Annotated in this window: 12 protein-coding genes; 10 read left to right on the plus strand and 2 right to left on the minus strand. The window is 74.3% G+C overall.

The window, feature by feature from the left end:
- The first annotated feature begins 58 nt into the window (after positions 1 to 58).
- Both ACI79R_RS11580 and ACI79R_RS11585 read left to right on the plus strand, forming a co-directional pair.
- Complete coding sequence (locus ACI79R_RS11580) at positions 59 to 601, plus strand: phosphatase PAP2 family protein (RefSeq protein WP_456573771.1); 543 nt, start codon at positions 59 to 61, stop codon at positions 599 to 601.
- Positions 598 to 1575, plus strand: coding sequence for a decaprenyl-phosphate phosphoribosyltransferase (locus tag ACI79R_RS11585; protein WP_456573772.1), 978 nt, complete (start codon positions 598 to 600; stop codon positions 1573 to 1575). Before ACI79R_RS11580 ends, ACI79R_RS11585 begins: the two co-directional genes overlap by 4 nt.
- A gap of 15 nt (positions 1576 to 1590) precedes the next feature.
- On the opposite strand, the gene ACI79R_RS11590 is transcribed toward ACI79R_RS11585, so the two are convergent.
- Together ACI79R_RS11590 and ACI79R_RS11595 are read right to left on the minus strand one after the other, a co-directional pair.
- On the minus strand, positions 1591 to 3189 hold the full coding sequence (locus ACI79R_RS11590; protein WP_456573773.1) for an LCP family protein: 1599 nt from the start codon (positions 3187 to 3189) through the stop codon (positions 1591 to 1593).
- A gap of 33 nt (positions 3190 to 3222) precedes the next feature.
- A complete protein-coding gene (locus tag ACI79R_RS11595) occupies positions 3223 to 4791 on the minus strand; it encodes an LCP family protein (RefSeq protein ID WP_456573774.1) in 1569 nt (522 codons plus the stop codon).
- A gap of 297 nt (positions 4792 to 5088) precedes the next feature.
- Here ACI79R_RS11595 and rfbB point away from each other — a divergent pair, with 297 nt between their 5' ends.
- The 8 genes from rfbB (at position 5089) to glfT1 (ending at position 16147) form a co-directional block, all read left to right on the plus strand.
- The gene (gene rfbB / locus ACI79R_RS11600; protein WP_456573775.1) at positions 5089 to 6087 is read left to right on the plus strand and encodes a dTDP-glucose 4,6-dehydratase; all 999 of its coding nucleotides are present in this window, start codon (positions 5089 to 5091) and stop codon (positions 6085 to 6087) included.
- A complete protein-coding gene (gene rfbD, locus ACI79R_RS11605) occupies positions 6084 to 6992 on the plus strand; it encodes a dTDP-4-dehydrorhamnose reductase (RefSeq protein ID WP_456573776.1) in 909 nt (302 codons plus the stop codon). Before rfbB ends, rfbD begins: the two co-directional genes overlap by 4 nt.
- A 104-nt stretch (positions 6993 to 7096) precedes the next feature.
- Positions 7097 to 9886, plus strand: coding sequence for an N-acetylmuramoyl-L-alanine amidase (locus tag ACI79R_RS11610; protein ID WP_456573777.1), 2790 nt, complete (start codon positions 7097 to 7099; stop codon positions 9884 to 9886).
- Between the two features lie 420 nt (positions 9887 to 10306).
- A complete protein-coding gene (locus ACI79R_RS11615) occupies positions 10307 to 10846 on the plus strand; it encodes a hypothetical protein (RefSeq protein WP_456573778.1) in 540 nt (179 codons plus the stop codon).
- Positions 10847 to 10848: 2 nt separating this feature from the next.
- Complete coding sequence (locus tag ACI79R_RS11620) at positions 10849 to 13557, plus strand: N-acetylmuramoyl-L-alanine amidase (RefSeq protein ID WP_456573897.1); 2709 nt, start codon at positions 10849 to 10851, stop codon at positions 13555 to 13557.
- A gap of 99 nt (positions 13558 to 13656) precedes the next feature.
- Positions 13657 to 14490 (plus strand): galactan export ABC transporter permease subunit Wzm/RfbD, encoded by an 834-nt coding sequence (gene wzm / locus ACI79R_RS11625; RefSeq protein WP_456573779.1) that lies wholly within the window; start codon positions 13657 to 13659, stop codon positions 14488 to 14490.
- Positions 14491 to 14492: 2 nt separating this feature from the next.
- Positions 14493 to 15251, plus strand: a complete 759-nt coding sequence (wzt, locus tag ACI79R_RS11630; RefSeq protein WP_456573780.1) for a galactan export ABC transporter ATP-binding subunit Wzt/RfbE — start codon at positions 14493 to 14495, stop codon at positions 15249 to 15251.
- Entirely contained in the window at positions 15248 to 16147 is a 900-nt protein-coding gene (gene glfT1 / locus ACI79R_RS11635; RefSeq protein WP_456573781.1) for a galactofuranosyltransferase GlfT1, read from the plus strand. Before wzt ends, glfT1 begins: the two co-directional genes overlap by 4 nt.
- Positions 16148 to 16183: the final 36 nt, after the last annotated feature.

A 16183-nucleotide genomic window follows, 5' to 3' on the forward strand; every position in this document is an offset into this window, starting at 1 on the left:
CCCGGGGTCCCGTCGCCGGTCGGGCAGGAACCGGCGGCGCCGCTAGAGTCGAGACCCGATGACTCCCATCCCGCTGGCCCGTCTGACGAGTCTCGACGCCCGGCTGCTGCGCACCACCCGCCGACGGCTGGGGCACACGCCCGCCGTCCCCGTGGCCCGTGCCCTCTCCACCTTCGGCGAGCACGGTCTCGGCTGGCTGGCGCTGGGCGCCGGGGGCGCCCTGGCCGACCGGCGCCGGCGCGGTGACTGGCTCACCGGCGCGGCCGGCGTCTTCGCCGCGCACGCGGCCGGCGTGGTGGTCAAGCGCGTGATCCGCCGGCAGCGGCCGGCGTTCGAGGACGTGCCGGCGCTGGTGCGGACGGCCGGGCGGCTGTCCTTCCCGAGCGCGCACAGCTGCTCGACCGCGGCGGCCGCCGTGGGGTACGCGCCGATGCTGGGCCGCCCGCTGATGGGCGGCCTGCTGGGCAGCATGCTGGTGTCCCGCGTGCTGCTCGGCGTGCACTACCCGAGCGACGTCGCGGTGGGGGCGCTGATCGGGAGCGTGTCGGCCCGGGTCACCCGGGCGCTGGTGGACCGACGCAGCGAGGGGGCCCGGCCGTGAGCAGATCGTCGGAGACGGAGGCATCGCCCGGCGGGACGCCGGCGCCGGTCCCCCCGCGCCGCCGCGAGACCGTCGAGCTGGCGCCCCGGCTGCCCGGCTTCCGCGGCGGCCTGCCGTGGGGCATCGTGCGCGCGCTGCGGCCCCGCCAGTGGGTCAAGAACGGGCTGGTGCTGGCCGCGCCGCTGGCCGCCGGCCAGATCTTCGACCGCGGCGTCCTGGGCCCGACCGCGATCGCGTTCGTGGTGTTCTGCCTGGCCTCGTCCGGCATCTACGTCATCAACGACCTCCGGGACATCGAGGAGGACCGGCGGCACCCGCGCAAGCGCTTCCGGGCCATCCCCGCGGGCGTCGTGCCGATCCCCCTGGCGATCGTCATGGCGGTGGTGCTGCTCGTCGTCGCCCTGGGCGGGGCGGTACTGCTGACCCGCTGGCAGCTGGCCGGGGTCGTCGGCGCCTACGTGGTCATCTCGATCTGCTACTCGTTCTTCCTCAAGAACCAGCCGGTCATCGACCTGGCCGTGGTCGCCTCCGGGTTCCTGCTACGTGGCGTCGCCGGCGGGGTGGCCGCGGGCATCGAGCTGTCGCAGTGGTTCCTGCTCGTGGCCGCCTTCGGCTCGCTGTTCATGGTGGCCGGCAAGCGCTACTCCGAGCTCGTCGTCATGGGCGACGCGGCGGCCACCCGCCGCACGCTCAAGGAGTACTCCGCGAGCTACCTGCGCTTCGTCTGGAGCCTGTCGGCCGGGGTCGCGTGCACCGCCTACAGCCTGTGGGCCTTCGAGATGAGCGAGACCCAGGACGTCCCGTGGGCGACGTTCTCGATCGCGCCGTTCGTCCTCGGGATCCTGCGCTACGCCGTCGACGTCGACAAGGGCGCCGCCGGCGCCCCCGAGGAGATCGTCCTGGGCGATCGGGTGCTGCTCGTGCTGGGCGCGCTGTGGGCCCTGACGGTGGGGATCGGCGTCTTCACCCGCTGACCGCCGGGCCCCGCATCAGTTGATGCAGGACGTGTCCTCGGCGGTGCGCGCGTCCTCGCCGGCACCCTCGGCGGCCGGCGGTGCGGCGGTCGCCTGACCGACGCCGGCGAAGTCCGAGCCGAGGACGAGGGTCACCGTGCCGGGCGTGGCGTCGGCGGACTCCTCGAGCGCGGCGCCGGGCACCTGCGCGGCCACGGTGGCGGCCAGGGCCTCGTCGCCCGGCGCGTGGCGGACGACGGTCCGGTCCAGGTCGCTGCTCTCGGCGTTGCCGGTTCCGGCGGTCCGGAAGCCGGCCGCCGCGAGGTCGGCCGAGGCCTCGGCGGCCAGGCCGGGGGTGCCCGAGCCGTTGAGCACCTCGACGGCGACCTCGGAGGGGTCCACGGTGGCCGGCGGGGCCGTCGGCTCCTGCGGCGCCTCGGGCTCGGCCGACAGCTGCGCGAAGAACTCGTGCAGCGTCTCCTCGTCCGCGAGCTGGACGATCGAGGAGCCGGAGTCGTCCCGCGCGTCGGGGTTCTCGATCGGCACGGTCTGGAACTCGATGGCGCCGGCGGTGACCGACTGCATCTGCTGCGCGAGGTCCAGCAGCACGAGGTCCTGGTCGATGGTGAGCGACCGGGAGGCGGCCTCGACCAGCTCGCGCTGCTTGCCGAGGTCGAGCAGGACGTCCTCGGAGAGCAGCTTGCGGAGCACGCCGGCGATGAACACCTGCTGGCGGACGATCCGGTCGAGGTCACCGCGGGGGAGGGCCCGGGTGCCGTCGGGGCGGACGCCGTGCCGCTGGCGGACGAACTTGAGGGCGTCGGCGCCGCTGATGGTCTGCGGGCCGGCCGGGAAGACCGCGCCGGAGTACTCGGAGTCGTCGACGGCGTAGCAGAGGTTGACCTCCACGCCGCCGACGACGCTGGTCAGGTTGAAGAAGCCGAGCAGGTCGACCTCGGCGTAGTGGTCGATCTGCAGCCCGGACAGGCCGCTGATGGTCTGCACCAGCAGCTGGGCGCCGCCGGCCTGCTTCTCGGCCTCGGAGGCGTCGTCGGGGACGTCGGTGTAGCCGTAGGCGTAGGCGGAGTTGAGCTTGCCCTGCCCGTGACCGGGGATCTCGACGTAGGAGTCGCGGGGGAAGGAGACGAAGGCCGCCCGCGATCCGTCGGCCGGGATGTGCACCAGGATCATCGTGTCGGTGTTGATCCCGGAGTCCTCGCCGGCGCTGAGCTCGGCGAGCTGCTCGGGGGTGAGGTCGGCCCGGCTGTCGTTGCCCACCAGCAGCAGGTTCATCGCCTCCGGCGCGCCGCCGGTCTCCTCGTTGCCCGAGGTCGGGATGGCGTCGGTGCGGTTGACGTTGGCCTCGGCGACCTGACCGAGGTACCAGCCCCAGCCCGACGTCGCCAGCAGCACGACGGAGAGGACCCCGGCGACGACGCGGCCGACCACGGCGGCCCGCCGCGTGCGGCCGGTCCCGGCCCGGCCGGAGGCGTGGCTGCCCACCGGCCGGCGGGGGCCCTCCGCGCGGGCGCCGCTCGCGCGGGCCCCGCCCGGTCGGCCCAGCCGCGGGTCCAGGCGCGGCGGCAGCGGTCGGTCCCTCCTGGGCCCCGGGGACCCGGGCTCGTCCGTGCTCACCGACGCATCCTCCCGCAGAGGGTGCCGCTGCGGTCAGTTGATGCAGGTCGTGTCGTCCGCGGTGCGCAGGTCCTCGCCGACCACCTCGTCGGGCGCCGGCTGCGCGGTGGTGGCCACGCCGACGCCGTTGAAGTCCGAGCCGAGCACCAGGGTCACCGCGCCGGCGGTGGCGTCGGTGGAGAGCGCGATCGTCGCGCCGGGGATCTGGGCGGCGACGGTGGCCGCGAGGTCCTCGTCGCCGGTCGCGTGCTCGACGACGGTCTGCGTGTGGTTCGCGCTGTCGGCGTTGCCCGTGCCGGTGACCCGGAAGCCCGCGGCCGAGAGGGAGTCGGCCGCGCTGGCGGCCAGCCCACGGGTGCCCGAGCCGTTGAGCACCTCGACCGGGACCTGGGTCGGGTCGACGGTGGCCGGCGGGGCGGCCGGCGCCGCTGCCGGCGCCGTGGGCTCGGCCGACAGCTGCGCGAAGAACTGGTGCAGCGTGTCCTCGTCCTCGAGGCGGATGATCGACCGGCCCTGGTCGTCGCGGTCGGTGCCGACGTAGGGGATGGTCTGGAACTCGATGGCGCCGGCGGTGACCGACTGCATCTGCTGCGCGAGGTCCAGCAGGACGAGGTCCTGGTCGATGGTGAGCGACTGGGAGGCGGCCTCGACCAGCTCGCGCTGCTTGCCGAGGTCGAGCAGCACGTCCTCGGAGAGCATCTTGCGCAGCACGCCGGCGATGAACACCTGCTGGCGGACGATCCGGTCGAAGTCGCCACGGGGCAGGCCGTGCCGCTGCCGCACGAACTCCAGCGCGTCGGCGCCGGAGATGACCTGCGGGCCGGCCGGGAAGACCGCGCCGGAGTACTCGGAGTCGTCCACGGCCTCGCAGAGGTTGACCTCCACGCCGCCGACGACGGTGCTGAGGTTGAAGAAGCCGAGCAGGTCCACCTCGGCGTAGTGGTCGATCTGCAGCCCGGTGACGCTCGAGATCGTCTGCACCAGCAGCTGGGCGCCGCCGGCCTGCTTCTCGGCCTCGGACGCCTCGTCGGCGACCTCGGTGTAGCCGTAGGCGTAGGCGGCGTTGAGCTTGTCCCACCCGTGGCCGGGGATCTCCACGTAGCTGTCGCGGGGGAAGGAGACGAAGGAGGCGCGCGACCCGTCGGCCGGGATGTGCACCAGGATCATCGTGTCGGTGTTGATGCCCGACTCCGACCCGGCGTTGAGCTCGGCCAGCTGCTGCTCGGTCAGCTGCGCGCGGCTGTCGTTGCCCACCAGCAGCAGGTTCATCGCGGCACCGGCGCCGCCGGTCTCCTCGTTGCCCGAGGTCGGGATGGCGTCGGTGCGGTTCACCGTGGCCTCGGCGACCTGACCGAGGTGCCACCCCCAGCCGGAGGTGGCCAGCAGCACCACGGACACGATGCCGGCCACGGTGCGGGCGAGCACGGCGCCCGGCCCGGTGCGCCGCGAGCGGGTGCGGGCCGGCGCTGCCGGCGGGGCGTCGGTGTCGCGGGGGGCGCTGCCGGCACGGCTGCTGCCGGAGCGGCCCAGCCGCGGGTCCAGGCGGGCCGGCAGCGGCCGGTTCTCGCCGGACCCCGGGGGCCCGGGCTTCTTCGCGCTCACCGTGGACGTCCTCCCTGTGCTGTGCCGCCTGCTGGCGCGGGCGGACCCCGGCACCGAGTGGGGACCCCTCCGTCACCCGCCGCGGTCGCGACGGGGGGCGGCCCCCGTGGGCTGCCGGGAACAGTAGGTCGGCCGGGGGCGCCGGCCGGAGCGCGAGCCGGCCGACACGGGGCGGCTGGGACGGACGGTGCACGGCGGGATGTGGGGGACACCGGTGACGGACGTGCCGCCGGACGGTGACCGGCTCACCCCTTCCGGATGATGTCCCGCCCGGGGTCCTCGGGGAGACTGCTGGTCATGCGCGTGCTCGTCACCGGTGGCGCCGGTTTCATCGGCTCCCATTACGTCCGCACGATGCTCTCGGGGGGGTACCCCGGGTACGAGGACGCCGAGGTGACGGTCTTCGACAAGCTCACCTACGCCGGCAACCTGGCCAACCTCGCGCCGGTGGCCGACAGCCCGCGGTACCGGTTCGTGCAGGGCGACATCTGCTCGCCGGCCGACCTGGACGCCGCGCTGCCCGGGCACGACGTGGTGGTGAACTTCGCCGCGGAGTCGCACGTGGACCGGTCGATCAGCGGCGGGGCCGCGGACTTCGTGCTGACCAACGTGCTCGGCGCCCAGCAGGTGTTCGCCGCCTGCCTGCGGCACGGGGTGCGCCGGGTCGTGCACGTGTCCACCGACGAGGTGTACGGCTCGATCGAGGAGGGCTCCTGGACCGAGGAGCACATCCTGGAGCCCAACTCGCCGTACTCGGCGGCCAAGGCCGGCGGCGACCTCATCGCCCGCGCCTACGCCCGGACCTACGGGCTGGACATCTCCATCACCCGGTGCAGCAACAACTACGGGCCCTACCACTACCCGGAGAAGGTCATCCCGCTGTTCGTCACCAACCTGCTCGACGGGCAGAAGGTGCCGCTCTACGGCGAGGGCGCCAACGTGCGCGACTGGCTGTTCGTCGACGACCACTGCCGCGGCATCCAGCTGGTGGTGGAGAAGGGCGCGCCGGGCGAGTACTACAACATCGGCGGCGGCCGCGAGCTGTCCAACCGCGAGCTGACCGAGCAGCTGCTGGCCGCCACCGGCCGCGACTGGAGCTACGTCGAGCACATCGTCGACCCCCGCGGCGGCGGGCACGACCTGCGCTACTCCGTCGACTACTCCAAGACCGCGCAGCTGGGCTACGCCCCGCGGATGACCTTCGAGGACGGCCTGGCCCTGACCGTGCAGTGGTACCGGGACAACCGCGCCTGGTGGGAACCGCTCAAGGCCGCCACCACCCCCGCGCACGGATGACCGCCGATCCGCAGCGACCGGTCGCCTGGCTGGTCACCGGCGCCCGCGGGCAGCTCGGCCGCGAGCTCACCGACATCCTGCCCGCCGCCGCGGTGACCGCCCTGGCCCGCGACGCCCTCGACCTCACCGACGAGGCGCGGGTGCGCGCGGTCGTCCGCGACTGGCTGGCCGGCGCGGAGGCCGCCGGCGCCCGCCCGGTGTGCGTGAACGCCGCGGCCTACACCGCCGTCGACGACGCCGAGACCGACGAGGCCACCGCCCTGGTCGTCAACGGCGCCGCCCCCGGCTGGATCGCCGAGGAGATGGCCGGCCGCGGACGGCTGGTGCACGTCTCCACGGACTACGTCTTCGACGGCAGCGCCACCACGCCCTACCCGGTGGACGCCCCGCTGGCCCCCCGGTCGGCCTACGGCCGCACCAAGGCCGCCGGCGAGCGCGCCGTGGCCGCGGCCGGGGGCGAGGCGACCGTCGTCCGCACCGCCTGGGTGTACGGCCGCCACGGCCGCAACTTCGTCAAGACGATGGCCGGCCGGGCCGCCGCCGGCGCGCCGGTGTCGGTCGTCGACGACCAGGTCGGCTCGCCGACGTGGTCGGCGGAACTGGCCGCCGGCCTGGTCGCGGTGGGGGAGCGGGCGGACCCGGCGCCGCCGGTCCTGCACCTCACCAACGCCGGCGAGGTGAGCTGGTACGGCCTGGCCCGCGAGGTCTACGCCCTCACTGGCGCCGATCCCGCGCTGGTCGGCCCCACCACCACCGCGGCCTTCCCGCGGCCGGCGCCCCGCCCGGCCTACTCGGTGCTCGACGGCACCGCCTGGCTGGCCGCCGGGCTGCCGGCACCGCGCCCCTGGCGGGCGGCCCTGCAGCAGGCCCTGCAGCAGGTCATGGCCCGGCCGCCGGTGGACTGAGGCGGCGCCCGGCTCAACACGGGGCCCCCGCCTGACGATGTCCCAGGGGCAGTGGTGACCCGACGGTCGCCGGTCGACCCCGCTCCCCCGGAGGACATCCCGTCGTGCGCCGTCTCCTCGCCGGATCCGTGGCCTTCCTGGGCATGACCGGGACGCTCCTCGTCCTCCCGGTCTACGCCGACCCGGGACCCGAGCCGGCGCCGGTGGAGACCTCCACCGAGGCCGTCGAGATGGGCTCGGTCGCCGAGCCCGCCCCGGCGGCGGAGGTGCAGCAGGGCACCACGGAGCCGGTGGCCGGCGTCGCGCCGGAGGCCCCGGCGCTCACGGTGAGCCGGCTCGACGTCGCGCCGTTCTCCCTGGTCGGCGTCACCTGGACGGCGGACCCGGCGGTGACCGACACGGTCGTGCAGATCCGGGTGCGCGACGAGTCCGGCGCCTGGGGCGAGTGGGCCGAGGTGGGTGTCGAGTCCGACCTGAACACCGGCACCCGCACCGGCGCCACCCCGCGCGGCGGCACCGCGCCGCTGTGGACCGGCCCGAGCACCGGGGTCGAGGCCGAGCTGGTGACCCGGTCGGGCGCCCAGCCGGCCGACGTGACGCTGGAGCTGGTCGACCCGGGCACGGCGGCGGCCGACGGCGCGCTGGACACCCCCGAGCTGGGGGACACCGCCCACGCCGCGACCGCGATGCCGCCGATCTACTCGCGGGCCCAGTGGGGCGCCGACGAGCGGATGATGGGCTGGACGCCGCAGTACGCGACCACCCTCAAGGCCGCGACCCTGCACCACACCGACACGGCGAACACCTACACCGCCGACGAGGTCCCCGGGATCCTCCGGTCCATCTACGCCTACCACGCCCAGAGCCGCGGCTGGGGCGACATCGGCTACAACGTGATCGTCGACCGCTTCGGGCGGATGTGGGAGGGCCGGGCCGGCGGGCTGAGCCGGCCGGTGGTCGCCGCGCACGCCGGCGGGTTCAACTCCGGCACGTTCGGCATCTCGATGCTGGGCAACCACGCCGGCGTCGCGCCCAGCCAGGCGACGATCGACTCCGTCGCCGCCGCCATCGCGTGGAAGTTCTCGCTGCACAACGTGGACCCGCGCGGCACCACGGTGCTCACCTCCGGGGGCGGGGGCACCTCGCGGTACGCCGCCGGCGTGCGGGTGACGCTGCCGACGATCTTCGGCCACCGCGACGTGGGCTCCACCACGTGCCCGGGCGACGCCGGGTACGCCCGGATGGGCGAGATCCGCGACCGGGTGTCCGACCGGCTGGCGTCCTCGCGCACCACGATCGGCGCCCGGTACGAGGCCGACGCCGCGCTGCGCGACTCGCTCGGCGTCCCCGTGGGCGGGCAGCAGTCGGCCGGCGGGGTCACCTGGCAGGACTACCGGTACGGCCGGCTGTACTCCTCGGCGGCCGGGGGCGTGCGGGTCGTCCGCGGGGCCATCCTGGAGACCTACGTGTCGACGGGGGGCCCGGCCGTCCTCGGGGCGCCGATCTCCGACGACGCCCGCACCCCCGACGGTCGCGGGTACTTCGTCGACTTCCAGGGCGGCAGCATCTACTGGTCGCCGGCCGCCGGGACGCAGGTGGTGCGCGGCGGCATCCTCGCCACGTGGCGCACCGCCGGCGGCAGCGGCGGGCCGCTCGGCTTCCCGATCAGCAGTGACGCGCGGACCGCCGACGGCCGGGGGTACGTCGTCGACTTCGAGGGCGGCAGCATCTACTGGTCGGCGGCGACCGGATCGCAGATCGTGCGCGGCGGCATCCTCGCCACCTGGCTGGACGGCGGAGGGACGGCCGGCCCGCTCGGGTTCCCCGCCACCAGCGACGCCGCGACCCCGGACGGTCGCGGGTACTTCGTCGACTTCCAGGGCGGCAGCATCTACTGGTCGCCGGCCACCGGCACGCAGGTGGTGCGCGGCGGCATCCTCGCCACCTGGCGCAGCGCCGGCGGCACCTCGGGGCCGCTCGGCTTCCCGACGACGTCGGACGCGTGGACGGCCGACGGGCGCGGGGCGTTCGTGCGGTTCCAGGGCGGCGACGTCTACTGGTCGCCGTCGACCGGGACGCAGGTGGTGCGCGGATCGATCCTCAGCACCTGGCTCGACGGCGGGGGAGCGACCGGCCCGCTCGGCTTCCCGACGACGTCGGACGCGTGGACGGCCGACGGGCGCGGGGCGTTCGTGCGGTTCCAGGGCGGCGACGTCTACTGGTCGCCGTCGACCGGGACGCAGGTGGTGCGCGGCGGGATCCTCGCCACCTGGCTGACCGGTGGCGGAGCGACCGGCCCGCTGGGCTTCCCGACCAGCAGCGACGCGCGGACCGCCGACGGCCGGGGGTACGTCGTCGACTTCCAGGGCGGCAGCATCTACTGGTCGCCGGCCACGGGGACGCAGGTGGTGCGCGGCGGGATCCTCGCCACGTGGCGGGCCGCCGGCGGCACCGGTGGGCCGCTCGGCTTCCCGACGACCAGCGACGCCCGGACCCCCGACGGCCGGGGGTACTTCGTCGACTTCCAGGGCGGCAGCATCTACTGGTCGGCGGCGACCGGCTCGCAGGTCGTGCGCGGCGGCATCCTCGCCACCTGGCGCGCGCTCGGCGGCACCGGCAGCGCCATCGGCTTCCCGACGACCAGCGACGCGCCGACCCCCGACGGGCGCGGGTACGTCGTGCGGTTCCAGGGCGGGGACCTGTACTGGTCGCCGGCCACCGACACGCGCGCGGTGATGGGCCGGCTGGCCACGGCCTACGCCGCCCGCGGTGCCAACGCGTCGTCGCTCGGCTTCCCCGTCACCCACACCTACCTGATCCCCGGCGGCATGCGGGTCGACTTCCAGGGCGGCTCGCTGGTGCTGAACAACGCGACGGGCGTGGTCACGGGCTGACCCCGGCCCGGGAGGGCACGGCGACACGCCGGAGCCGGCCGGGGGGGGGGGGGGGGGGGGGGGGGGGGGGGGGGGGGGGGGGGGGGGGGGGGGGGGGGGGGGGGGGGGGGGGGGGGGTGGGGGGGGGGGGCGGGGGGGGGGGTGGGAGGGGGGCGGCCGGGGGGCCGGCCGCCCCCCCCCCCCCCCCCCCCCCCCCCCGCCACACGCGTTGCGTCGCTCCCGCACCCGGACGGTCACAGCAAGTAGCCTCCCGTGCACGGAGTGGTCCGGCACGGCACGCGCGGTGTCGACGCGGACCCGCCCCGGTCCAGACGCCGATGACCGGCTCCACCCGTCGGTCGACCTGGGAGTGCTGCCTTGTCTCGTTCCTCCACGTCCCGGCGGGCCGCCGACCGCGGCCGCTCCCGCCGGAGGCTGCCCGTGCTGGCACTGGTGACCGTCGTCCTGGTCGGGGCGGTGGTCGTCTACCTCTGGTACCGCTCGGGCCAGGACCAGCAGCCCGCCTCCGACACCTCGGCGGCGCAGCCCACCGGTGGCGCGAGCACCACCGCCCCGGCGACGGCGGGGGAGCCGGAGGCGTCGGGCGGCGCCGCGGCCCCGACCGACGAGCCGCTGCCGCCGACCGCCGTCCCGACGACGGCCCCGCTGCCGGCCTCCCCGGCGCCGGTCAGCGTGCTGATGTCCTACTCCGGCTGGGACGCCCCGGCGTCCGCCGTGGTCGCCGGCGGGTTCGTGCCCGACCTGCTCGAGAGCGACGGCACCTGCACCCTCACGCTGACCCGCGACGGGGTCGTGCTCAGCGGTGGGTCGGAGGCCACGCCGGACGCGAGCACCACCAGCTGCGGCGAGGTGCGGGTCTCCGGTGCCGAGCTCACCTCCGGTCCGTGGCAGGCGACGCTGTCCTACGCCTCGCCGCGCTCGGCCGGGGAGAGCCAGCCGTTCACGGTGGTGGTCCCGTGAGGATGCGCTGGCGCCTGGCCCTGGCCGGGCTCTTCTCCATCGCCGTCGCGCTGGTCGTCACGGCCAGCTCGGCGCCGCCTCCGCAGGCCGACCTGCACGAGTCGGCCAACCTGGCGCTGTTCAATCCGGGCAACATCGTCAGCGACGGCGTCTTCTACAACGCCAACGCGATGGACGTGCAGCAGATCCAGGCGTTCCTGGTCAGCAAGGGCGGCAACTGCAGCGGCTCGAACTGCCTGAAGAACTACCGGCAGACGACCGGGTCGCGCGCGGCCGACGCGCGGTGCAGCGGCTACGCCGGCGCGCCCGACGAGACCGCCGCCACGATCGTCTACAAGGTCGCCCAGGCCTGCGGCATCAACCCCCAGGCGCTCCTGGTGATCCTGCAGAAGGAGCAGGGGCTGATCACCTCGACCGGCCCCAGCGACGCGAAGCTGCGGATCGCGATGGGCTTCGGCTGCCCGGACACCGCGGCCTGCGACACCCAGTACTACGGGTTCGCCAACCAGCTCTACAGCGCCGCGCGCCAGTTCCAGAACTACCGCGCCAACCCCTCGAAGTACGGCTACCGGCCCGGGCTGACCAACACGATCAGCTACTACCCGGCGACCTCCGGCGGGAACAACCTCAACAACTGGCGCTGCGGGACCGCGCGGGTCTACATCCTCAACCAGGCCACCGCCGGGCTGTACAACTACACGCCCTACGTGCCCAACCAGGCCGCGCTCAACGCCGGCTACGGCACCGGCGACGCCTGCTCCTCGTACGGCAACCGGAACTTCTACAACTACTTCACCGACTGGTTCGGCAGCACCCAGAGCTCCGGCGGCGCCGCCGTCATCGACAAGTACGAGATGCTCAAGCTGGCCGGCATCGACCTCGGCCCGGCCACGAGCGACGTCGCCTGCAACCTGCCCTACGGCGGGTGCCAGCGCTCCTACGCGGCCGGGATCATCTACTGGTCGCAGGGCAGCGGCGCGCACGTGGTCCGCGGCGGCATCCTGGAGAAGTACCTCGCCTACGGCGGGCCGGCCACCTTGGGCTATCCGATCGGCGACGACAACGCCGCGCCCTTCGGCACCGGCTTCTACACCGACTTCCAGGGCGGCAGCATCTACTGGTCGGCCGGCACCGGGGCGCGCGTCGTGCGGGGGGCGATCCTCGACAAGTGGCGCCAGTACGGCGGGCAGGCCGGCGTCCTCGGGTACCCGACCGGGGACGACAGCGCCACCGCCGGTGGCTACACCACCGCGTTCCAGGGCGGCGCCGTCTACTGGTCGGCCGGGACGGGGGCGCGCGTCGTCCGCGGCGCCATCCTCGAGAAGTACCTGACCTCCGGTGGCCCGGCGGGCCTGGGCTTCCCGACCGGGGACGACTCGCCGACCGTCGACGGCCGGGGCTACCTGACCACCTTCCAGGCCGGCGACATCTACTGGTCGGCCTCGACCGGGACGCAGGTCGTCCGCGGCGCCATCCTCGCGACCTGGCGGGCCTCGGGCGGAACGGCGGGCTACCTCGGCTTCCCGACGTCCAGCGACGCGGCCGCGCCGGGTGGCGGGTACGTCACCGACTTCCAGCACGGGACGCTCTACTGGGGCCCCCAGACCGGCACCAAGGTGGTGCGCGGAGCCATCCTCGCCACGTACAAGGCCGCGGGCGGGCCGGCGGTGCTGGGCTACCCGACGGGTGACGACCAGGCGACCCGGGACGGCACCGGGTACGTGACGACGTTCCAGGGCGGGGAGATCTACTGGTCGGCCTCGACCGGTGCGCAGATCGTCCGCGGCGGGATCCTGGCGGCCTGGAAGGCCGCCGGTGCGCAGGCGGGCTACCTCGGTTACCCCACGTCGAGCGACGCGGCCGCGCCCGGTGGCGGGTACGTCACCGACTTCCAGTACGGGACCATCTACTGGAGCCCGCACACCGGCACCAAGGTGGTGCGCGGAGCCATCCTCGCCACGTACAAGGCCGCCGGCGGGCCGGCGGTGCTGGGCTATCCGACCGGCAACGACCAGGCCACGCCGGACGGGCGGGGGTACCTGACGACGTTCCAGGGCGGGGAGATCTACTGGTCGGCCTCGACCGGTGCGCAGATCGTCCGCGGCGGGATCCTGGCGGCCTGGAAGGCCGCCGGTGCGCAGGCGGGCTACCTCGGCTTCCCGACGTCGAGCGACGCGGCGGCGCCCGGTGGCGGGTACGTCACCGACTTCCAGTACGGGACCATCTACTGGGGCCCGCACACCGGCACCAAGGTGGTGCGCGGCGCCATCCTCGCCACCTACAAGGCCGCCGGCGGGCCGGCGGTGCTGGGCTATCCGACCGGCAACGACCAGGCCACGCCGGACGGGCGGGGGTACCTGACGACGTTCCAGGGCGGGGAGATCTACTGGTCGGCCTCGACCGGTGCGCAGATCGTCCGCGGCGCCATCCTGGCGGCCTGGAAGAACGCCGGGGGACAGGCGGGGGCCCTCGGGTTCCCCACCACCAGCGACGGTCCGGCGCCGGGTGGGCAGGGCTACGTGACCGACTTCCAGGGCGGCTCGGTGTACTGGTCGGCCGCGACCGGCGCGCGCGTCGTCGCGGGCAGCATCAACCAGCAGTACCTGGCCGCCGGCGGTCCGGCCGGGCCGCTGGGCTACCCGGTCACCGACACCTACCTCTCGGCCGGTCAGCCGCGGGTCGACTTCCAGGGCGGATCGCTGCCCCAGTAGGAGCGCCGGGGGCGGGCGGGACACCCGTGACGAACGGGTCCCGCCCGCCCCTGCGAGCCTGCGGCCGGTGTGTCGCCACCGCAGGTAGCGTGGTTCCACGTGGCAGTAGCACAACCCACCGGGCGCACCCTCGCGGCGGCCGTCGCCGACCTCCGGCGCGGCTGGGAGCAGCGGTACCTGTGGGGGCACCTCGGCTGGCAGGACATCCGGCAGCGCTACCGGCGGTCGGTGCTCGGGCCGGTCTGGATCACCATCAGCATGGCGGTCACCGCCATCGCGCTCGGGATCCTCTACTCGGGGCTGTTCGACATCGAGCTGTCCCGGCTGCTGCCGCACGTGCTCGTCGGCTTCATCGTGTGGGGCTTCATCAGCGGCTGCATCAACGAGGGCTCCGAGGTGTTCATCGCCAACGAGGGCCTGATCAAGCACCTGCCGGCCCCGCTGTCGACGCACGTCTACCGGCTGGTGTGGCGGCAGACGCTGTTCTTCGCCCACAACCTGATCGTCTACCTGGTCATGCTGCTGGTCTTCCCCCAGCCGCTGAAGTGGACCGCGATCGCCGTCGTCCCGGCCTTCGCGCTGCTGGCCCTCAACGGGGCCTGGGTCGCGCTGGCCGTCGGCATCATCACCGCCCGCTTCCGCGACATCCTGCCGATCACCCAGAGCATCGTGCAGCTGGCGTTCTTCCTCACGCCGATCGTCTGGATCTACGACGAGCTGGTGAACAGCCCCAACCCCTCGATCGCCGAGCGGGCGCGGCTGGCCGAGTTCAACCCGTTCCTGCACTTCGTGGAGATCATCCGCCGTCCGCTGCTGGGCCAGGACCAGGAGCTGCGGTACTGGCTGGTCGTCCTCGCCATCACCGTGGTCGGCTGGGTGTTCACGATGTTCGTGATGCGCCGCTACCGCTCCCGCGTCTCCTATTGGGTGTGACCGTGTCCCAGAGCAGCTCCGTCAGCATCGTCACCAAGGACGCCTGCGTCGACTTCCCGATCTTCGACGCCAAGAGCCGGTCGTTGAAGAAGACCGTCATGGGCCTGGTCGGCGGCAACATCGACAGCGCCGCCAAGGTGCCGGTCATCGAGGCGCTGCGGGACATCACCGTCAACCTCGAGCACGGCGCGCGGGTCGGCCTGGTCGGGCACAACGGCGCCGGGAAGTCCACGCTCCTGCGGCTGCTGTCGGGCATCTACGAGCCCACCCGCGGCATCGCGGAGGTGCGCGGCCGCGTCGCGCCGGTGTTCGACCTCGGCGTGGGCATGGACCCCGAGATCTCCGGCCTCGAGAACATCATGATCCGCGGCCTGTTCCTCGGGATGACCCGCAAGCAGATGGAGGAGCGGGTCGACGACATCGCCGAGTTCACCGAGCTCGGTGACTTCCTGCGCATGCCGCTGCGGACCTACTCCACCGGCATGCGGGTGCGCCTGGCCCTCGGCGTGGTCACCAGCATCGACCCCGAGATCCTGCTGCTCGACGAGGGCATCGGCGCGGTCGACGCCGCCTTCCTGGAGAAGAGCAAGCAGCGGCTGGTCGAGCTCGTCGAGCGCTCGGGCCTGCTGGTCTTCGCCTCCCACTCCGACGAGTTCCTGCGGGAGCTGTGCGACACCGCGATCTGGATGGAGCACGGCCGGATCAAGCAGCAGGGCGAGCTGGGGGAGGTCCTGCGGGCCTACAAGGGGCTGCCGGCATGACCGAGGTCGCCGCCGAGAAGGTGGTGGCCGTCGTCGTCACCCGGCACCGCCGGGAGCTGCTGGGGCACAGCCTCGCGGCGCTGGCGGCGCAGAGCCGCCCGGTGGACCACGTGGTGGTCGTCGACAACGGCCCCGACCAGCCGGTGGAGGACGTCGTCCGCGACAGCGGACTGCCGGCGACCTACCTGCCCAGCGAACGCAACCTGGGCGGCGCCGGCGGCTTCGCCCTCGGCATGCTGCACGCGCTCGCGCTGGGCGCCGACTGGGTCTGGTGCGCCGACGACGACGGTCGCCCGGCCGACGCGACCGTGCTCGCCACGCTGCTGGCCAGCGCCCGCGAGCACGGCCTGGCCGAGGTCTCGCCGCTGGTCACCGACATGGCCGACCCCGACCGGCTGGCCTTCCCGCTGCGCCGGGGGCTGCGCTGGCGGCGCCGGCGGAGCGACTTCACCGGCATCGACCTGCTGCCGCGCTACGCCTCGCTGTTCAACGGCGCGCTCTTCCGCGCCGAGGCGCTGGACGTCGTGGGTGTGCCGGACTACCGGCTGTTCTTCCGCGGCGACGAGACCGAGATCCACCGCCGGCTGCTGCGCGCCGGCCTGCCGTTCGGCACCTGCACCGCGGCGGCCTACCTCCACCCGGAGGGGACGACGGAGTTCCTGCCGATCCTGGGCGGGCGGCTGTCGGCGCAGTATCCGGCCAACGACGTCAAGCGGTTCTTCACCTACCGCAACCGCGGCTACCTGATGGCCCAGCCGGGCATGCGCTGGCTGCGCCCGCTGGAGACGGTGCGGTTCGGGTGGTTCTTCCTGGTGTCCCGCCGTGACCCGGGCGGGTGGCGCGAGTGGCGCCGGCTCACCCGGGCCGGCCGGCAGGAACGGCTGCAGCGCCCCTGAACGCCCAGAGGGCCCCCGTCCGGTGGACGAGGGCCC

Source organism: Blastococcus sp. SYSU D00820 (assembly GCF_054050695.1).